Raw genomic sequence first — 5,414 nt, 5'->3', positions numbered from 1 at the left:
GTCGCGCCGACGACGCAGGCTCGTGAACGCGGCGGTCAGCCCGGCGAGCAGCGCCAGCACCGGCGCGCCCCACAACAGCAGCGTCGTCAGGGTAAAGGGGGGTCGAAGACGGATGAAGTTACCATAGCGCGCCACCATCCAGTCCATGATCTGTCGGTCGCTCTCGCCCGCGGCGACGTGGCGCCGCACGACATGGCGTAGATCGCGCGCCAGGTCGGCGCTGCTGTCCTCGATCGATTCGTTCTGACAGACGAGGCAGCGCAACTGCGCGCCGATGGCCTCGGCACGGGCTTCCTGCTTCGGGTCGGGCAGCATTTCCGACGGATCGTCAACCGCGTAGGCGGCCAGCGGCGCGCACACAAGCAGTGCTGCCAGACACAGACGCGCCTTCATGACGTCAACCGCTCCACCAGCGGCAGGATCGTGCCGTGGATCAGATCGTCGTTCAACGGTGCCGCGTTGTGCCAGCGGATAATGCCGCCCGGACCGATCACGAAGGTCTCGGGCACGCCGGAGATACCCCAGTCGAGCGCGGCCAGACCATCGCCGTCGGCGGCAATGCGCGCGTACGGGTTGCCGGCATGGGCCAGGAATCCGGCGGCGTTGGCGGGCTTGTCCTTGTAGGCGATGCCCCAGACGGGCACCTGCCGCCCCAGACCGATCAGGGCCGGCATTTCAGCGATGCAGGGGATGCACCACGACGCGAAGAAATTCACGATCACCGGCGTGCGCAGCTCACGCAGGTCGGACGCCGAAAATCCTCGCCCCGGCGCCTGGTCCGGCAACACGAAGTCCGGCACGGGGCGGTTGAGCACGGGCGCGTTGATGTTGTGTGGATCGAACGAGCCCTGTTCCATGCCGCCCAGCATTTTCCAGAACCCGACGCCCAGAACGGCGGCGCCGGCAAGCGGGGCGGCCATCAGAACGCGGCGGCGCGTGCGGGGCGTGTCTTCGGCCATCATGCCGCCTCCGCGACGGTCGTGCGTGCCCGACGGGGTGCGCCCACGCGTACCCGACGGTCTGACAGCGACAGCGCACCGCCGATCGCCATGACCAGCGCGCCCAGCCACATCCACGGCGCCAGCGGGTTGTAGTGCAGGCGCAGCACATACGTCGCCGCAGCGCCGCTGCCGTGACGGTCGCCCAGGACGCCATACAGATCCGACATCAGGTTGGTGTGGATCGACACCTCGGTCGTCGTCTGATGCTGACTGGCGAAGTCGCGCTTGGACGGTCGCAGCGTGGTGACAAGATGCCCGTGACGCCGCACGTCGATCGTCGCCACGATGGCCTGATAGTTCGGCCCCGGCTCGTCATGTACGTCGCGCAGGGTCCAGTCATAGCCCGCCAGATGCTCGGTCGTGCCGGTCTGCACCTCGACGATCCGGTGCTGGGCCTGCGACATCGCCGCCAGTCCCAGCACGCTGATCCCCGCCCCCGCATGCGCCAGCGCGGCGCCGAAAGCGGCGCGCGGCAGGAAGCGCGCGCGCGACAGGCTCTGCGCGGGCGACAGACGGAACAGGCCGATACGGTCGGTGATGTCGGTGATGCTGGCGGCGATGACCCAGACCGCGAAGCCCGTGGCGAGCACCGGCAGCACGCCGGACATGCTGAACGTCGCAACGGCGAACGCGATCAGGGAGGCGATCGCCGCCCACCACAGACGACGCAGGACCGGCCACAGGGCGGCGCGTTTCCACGGCGCCATCGGCCCGATCGCCATGAACGCGAACAGCGGGATGGCGAGCGGGGCGGCCGTCGCATCGAAGAACGGCTTGCCGACCGAGATCGTCTTGCCGAACAGCAGTGACATGAACGGCGGATACATCGTCCCCGTCACCACCACGGCGCAGATCGAGCACAGCAGGATGTTGTTGAGCACCAGCAGCCCCTCGCGCGAGACGGGGGCAAACAGGCCGCCTGCCGTCAACATCGGCGCGCGCACGGCGAACAGGGCCAGCGAACCGCCGATGACCAGAGCAAGCAGTGCGAGAATAAAGATGCCGCGTGCGGGATCATTGGCGAAGGCGTGGACGGAGTTCAGGATGCCCGACCGCACGAGGAACGTGCCGGACAGCGAGAACGAGAACGTCCCGATCGCCAGCAGCACGGTCCAGATCTTCAGCGCCTCGCGCTTCTCGACGACGATCGCGGAATGGACCAGCGCCGTGCCGGTCAGCCAGGGGATCAGCGACGCGTTCTCGACCGGGTCCCAGAACCAGTATCCGCCCCACCCCAACACGTAGTACGACCACCACGACCCCAGCGCGATGCCACAGGTCAGGAAACACCAGGCGGCGACGGCCCATGGGCGCACCCAGCGCCCCCAGGCGGCATCGACGCGCCCTTCGATCAGGGCCGCGATGGCAAAGGCAAACGGCACCGCGAAGCCGACATAGCCGGTGTAGAGAATGGGCGGATGAAACGCGAGGCCGGGATCCTGCAGCAGCGGGTTCATGCCCTGACCGTCCATCGGGGCTGGCCAGATGCGCTGGAACGGATTGGACGTCAGCAGGCAGAACAGCTGAAACCCGGCCGAGACACCGCCCAGAACCGCAATGACGCGCGCGCGCAGGGCCGACGGCAGGTTCCGCCCGAAGGCCGCGACCGCAGCGCCGCACAGGCCGAGGATCAGCGCCCACAGCAGCACCGAGCCTTCATGATTGCCCCACACGCCAGTGATTTTATACAGCAGCGGCTTGGCCACGGCGCTGTTGTCCGCCACGTTCTGGACGGAGAAATCGTCCGAGACGGCCGCCCCCACCAGACAGAGGAACGACGCGGCAAGCGCCACAAGCTGACCCACCGCCAGCGCGGGGGCCAAGGCCATCAGCCGCGCGTCGCGGCGCTGCGCCCCGATCAGCGGCAGGATCGCCTGCGCGCCCGCCAGACAGCACGCCAGCGCCAGGGCGAAGTTGCCCAGTTCGGGGCCGCCCATCTTTTCCGTCAGCATCAGCGACATCACTCGGCCTGTCCGTCCTTTGGTCCGCGGGCGGCGGCCAGATCGTGGCGCGCGTCCTTGACGGTCATAGTGTCCCAGCTGGCCGCGTCGGGGGCCTTGCCGTATTTCGGGTCCCACTTGCCGGACGCGCGCAGCGCCTCGGCGACCTCCTTGGGCATGTAGGTCTCGTCGTGCTTGGCCAGAACCTCGCTGGCGGTGAAGGCGCCGTTCGGGCCGACGGTGCCGACCGCCACCACGCTCTGCCCCTCGCGGAACAGGTCGGGCAGGATGCCGGCATAGCGCACGCGCACGGCGGCCTGGCCGTCGGTCACGTCGAACTGGGCGATGGGCGTCTCGCCCTCATGCGTGCGGGTGACGGAGCCCGCGACCACCATGCCGCCGAGGCGAATGGTACGGTCGGCCCCCGGCGGGTGCGCGCGCACCTGCGACGGGGCCATGAAGAACACGATGTTCGACGAAAAGGCGTTCAGGGTCAGGCCGGCCGCCGCACCAAGCCCCAGGACGCAGGCGCAGACCAGCCACAGACGACGCGACTTGCGGGTCATGCGTCCCCTCCGCCACGGGTACGGGCCGCCTCGACCGCGGCCAGACGGGTCCGGGCGCGGCGCAGGCGCAGGGTTGCGCCGATACCGAACCACAGCGCGACCATCGCGGCCAGTCCGTAGGCACCGGCGATGTAAGGCAGATGGGTCATGACGAGGCCCCTCCGCGTCGGGCGGACAGCAGGGCGCGGGCACGGCTTTCCATCACGGCCGCCCGCAGTCGCGCCACCACGATCGCCCCGAAGCCCAGCGTGAACCCCAGCGTGCAGATCAACAGGGGCCACAGCATGGTGGTGGACATGGTGGGCGCGCCGGTCAGGGTGATCGAATCCGGCTGGTGCAGCGTGTTCCACCACTGCACGGAGAACTTGATGATCGGCAGGTCGACCGCTCCCGCCAGTGCGAGGATGGCGGCGGCGCGATAGCCGCGCTGCGGTTCGTCGAACGCGCGGATCAGCGCGATATGACCGAGATACAGAAAGAACAGCACCAGTACCGACGTCAGGCGCGCGTCCCACACCCACCACGTGCCCCACATCGGCTTGCCCCACAGCGAACCGGTGGCCAGGCAGACGGCTGTGATGGCCGCGCCGACGGGGCCGATCTCGACAGCGGCGAGGTCGGCCAGAGGATGACGCCATACCAGCGACAGCACCGAACAGACGGCCAGCGCCATGTAGCCCGACGATGCCAGCCACGCGGCGGGCACATGCACGTACATGATGCGCACCGAGTCGCCCTGCTGCCAGTCCGCAGGCGACAGGAACAGCCCCCAGATCACGCCGATCAGCGTCAGCGCCAGCGCGGGCCATGTCAGCCAGGGCTGCAGCCGCGCGCCGAGCCGCAGGAAACGGCCGGGATTGGCGAAGCGATGAAACAGGCTGCCGGTGCGGGCGGCCAGGGTCTGGCTGGCGCTCAAGTGTGGTGGGCTCCGTAACGATCGGACGAAAAACTGGCGACGACATGTCGTGCGGCACCTGTCCGGGTGCTCGTCTGGCGCGACTTCCTACACTATCATGTCCGCTTCCGCACCTGTTCCGCGCGGGCAGGGGTGTTGTTTCCGCGTCGACCCTCGGAGAGTAGTTAAATGTTGTTCACGATCATCGGCACCGACAAGCCCGGCGCCCTCGAGACGCGACTGGCCACGCGCGAGCGTCATATTGCCTATCTCACCGCCTATCAGGAGCGCGTGGTGCATGGTGGGCCGATCCTGGACAGGGACGGTCGCCCGTGCGGGTCGCTGCTGATCGTCGACGTTCCCGACCGGGCGGCGGCGGAGGGTTTCGCGGCGGCCGATCCGTATGCCGAGGTCGGGCTGTTCGAAAGCGTGATCATTCGCGGGCACAGGGTCGTCTTCCGCGACGGCGCGATCGCGGAATGAGCGGGCCCGCACACTGGCTCGTCAAGTCCGAACCCGACGTGTTCTCGTGGGAGCAGCAGGTCCGGCATGGGGTCGAGCCATGGACCGGGGTGCGCAGCCATCAGGCGAAGAACAACCTCGCCGCCATGCGTCTCGGCGATCTCGCCTTTTTCTATCACTCCAATATCGGGCGCGAGATCGTCGGCATCGTCGAGGTGGTGCGTGAGGCCTACCCCGATCCCACAGTGGAGGCGGGCGAAAAGGGCGCATGGGTGTGTGTGGACGTGCGCGCGGTGGCGGCCCTGCCACGACCGGTAACGCTGGCCGCCATCAAGGCTGATCCGGCGCTGGCCGAACTTGCGCTGGTGCGGCAGTCGCGCCTGTCGGTCGTGCCGGTGTCGGACGCGCACTGGGCCTATCTGTGCGCAATGGGAGGCTATACCGCCCGGAACAGCACGTAGGCAGCCACCACAAAGATCATCCCGGCAAACAGTGTCGTCAGCAGGCCGCGTTGCGCGCCCAGTCGCGCGCCCAGCCGGAGGCCCGCGAC

Annotated in this window: 8 protein-coding genes; 2 read left to right on the top strand and 6 right to left on the bottom strand. The window is 68.4% G+C overall.

The annotated features are described in order from the left end of the window. The 6 genes from HUK82_RS14290 to HUK82_RS14265 all read right to left on the bottom strand — a co-directional run. The coding region (locus tag HUK82_RS14290) for a cytochrome c-type biogenesis protein (protein WP_176614597.1) at positions 1-393 on the bottom strand (393 nt) is incomplete at its 3' end. After that, positions 390-962, bottom strand: coding sequence for a redoxin domain-containing protein (locus HUK82_RS14285; protein ID WP_176614596.1), 573 nt, complete (start codon positions 960-962; stop codon positions 390-392). The genes HUK82_RS14285 and HUK82_RS14290, both read right to left, overlap by 4 nt. Then, a complete protein-coding gene (locus tag HUK82_RS14280; RefSeq protein WP_176614598.1) occupies positions 959-2,938 on the bottom strand; it encodes a heme lyase CcmF/NrfE family subunit in 1,980 nt (659 codons plus the stop codon). The genes HUK82_RS14285 and HUK82_RS14280 overlap by 4 nt, the downstream gene beginning before the upstream one ends. A gap of 23 nt (positions 2,939-2,961) precedes the next feature. Further along, positions 2,962-3,507 (bottom strand): cytochrome c maturation protein CcmE, encoded by a 546-nt coding sequence (gene ccmE, locus HUK82_RS14275; RefSeq protein ID WP_176614595.1) that lies wholly within the window; start codon positions 3,505-3,507, stop codon positions 2,962-2,964. Continuing rightward, positions 3,504-3,656 (bottom strand): hypothetical protein, encoded by a 153-nt coding sequence (locus HUK82_RS14270; protein ID WP_176614594.1) that lies wholly within the window; start codon positions 3,654-3,656, stop codon positions 3,504-3,506. The genes ccmE and HUK82_RS14270 overlap by 4 nt, the downstream gene beginning before the upstream one ends. Continuing rightward, complete coding sequence (locus HUK82_RS14265) at positions 3,653-4,423, bottom strand: heme ABC transporter permease (protein ID WP_176614593.1); 771 nt, start codon at positions 4,421-4,423, stop codon at positions 3,653-3,655. The genes HUK82_RS14270 and HUK82_RS14265 overlap by 4 nt, the downstream gene beginning before the upstream one ends. A gap of 168 nt (positions 4,424-4,591) precedes the next feature. On the opposite strand from HUK82_RS14265, the gene HUK82_RS14260 reads away from it, so the two are divergent. Beyond that, on the top strand, positions 4,592-4,885 hold the full coding sequence (locus tag HUK82_RS14260; protein WP_176614592.1) for a YciI family protein: 294 nt from the start codon (positions 4,592-4,594) through the stop codon (positions 4,883-4,885). After that, positions 4,882-5,325, top strand: a complete 444-nt coding sequence (locus HUK82_RS14255) for an EVE domain-containing protein (RefSeq protein WP_176614591.1) — start codon at positions 4,882-4,884, stop codon at positions 5,323-5,325. The genes HUK82_RS14260 and HUK82_RS14255 overlap by 4 nt, the downstream gene beginning before the upstream one ends. The last annotated feature ends 89 nt before the right edge of the window (positions 5,326-5,414 follow it).

The organism is Ameyamaea chiangmaiensis, from assembly GCF_013376175.1.
GTDB classification, from domain to species: Bacteria; Pseudomonadota; Alphaproteobacteria; order Acetobacterales; family Acetobacteraceae; genus Ameyamaea; species Ameyamaea chiangmaiensis.
The sequence above is the reverse complement of the archived record's forward strand: the minus strand, read 5'-3'. Positions and strand labels throughout refer to the sequence as shown.